General features: G+C 24.0%; 2 rRNA genes. Both read right to left on the bottom strand.

From position 1 onward, the window contains the following. Positions 1–717: 717 nt before the first annotated feature. A 5S ribosomal RNA gene (gene rrf / locus CQA44_RS12160) occupies positions 718–835 on the bottom strand. A gap of 108 nt (positions 836–943) precedes the next feature. Further along, positions 944–1048, bottom strand: a 23S ribosomal RNA gene (locus CQA44_RS12155); the annotation flags it as partial.

The raw sequence follows: 1048 nt of genomic DNA, 5'->3' as shown, positions 1-1048 counted from the left end.
AAATAGAGGAACATTCTGTGATTTATTAAAAGCTTCTTATGCTACCTCTTCTGGTCCGGGAAACAAAAGCATTCCTTTAGCTTCAACAGGAACTATTGAGTTTTAATTATTAGATTCTAGCTTTTAGCTCTAGAATCTCTAAAAATAAATTAAGCCCCATATTGATATTATTGACTGCACTTAATACTTAAATAGTATTTTTTACTTCTAAATATTTCTAAGATTAGAACTAATAAATATACAAAGCAAATATTTAGCAAACTCACAAGCATAATCTTTACATAAGCTACTAATATTTCATTAATTAAAAGTAAAAACATATAAAAGCCAATTTATATAATATTCTTTTTAATAAGAAAACTTATAATAAAATTTATTTAGTAAATTTTATTTTCTCCAAAAATATTTATTTAAAAAACTTTACTAAAAGTTAAATTGATGTTTCAGTATAAATAACATTATTATATATTATTAAAATATGAATATAAAGCAATTTAAAACATAAAAATAAATCTTTTTATCAATTATAGTAGAACAAAAAAATAGCAATAACTATTACAAAAAATGAAGCAGTAATAAATATAGAAATTAGATTCTTTTTCACAATAAGAACAATAAATTATTTTAATTTTTTATAAAATTTGTATATTGTATTATTTTAATAAGAAGTTGTTTTAAAAAACAAAGCATTTGAAGTAGAAAAAATAATTTTCTCTATCCCTGCATTAACCTACGTTCCCACACTTGTAAAGTACAGTATCATCAGCGAAAAGAAGCTTAACTTCTAGGTTCGGAATGGAAAGCTAGGTGTATCCTTCTTTCTATAAACACAAGGAAAAGAGAAAGAAAAATATATTTTTAAAAATATATTTTTCTTTCTCTTTTATCTAAAGTTAATAACCAAAAAAAATAGACTGAACAAGGCAGTGTATAAATTAAAATATCAAATAAGCCAAACGGTCTATTAGTAGTAGTCAGCTAAACACATTACTGTGCTTACACCTCTACCCTATCAAGCAGCTAGTCTTGCTGCGACCTTCAGGGAAAG

This window comes from Helicobacter sp. MIT 14-3879, from assembly GCF_003364125.1.
The sequence above is the reverse complement of the archived record's forward strand: the minus strand, read 5'-3'. Positions and strand labels throughout refer to the sequence as shown.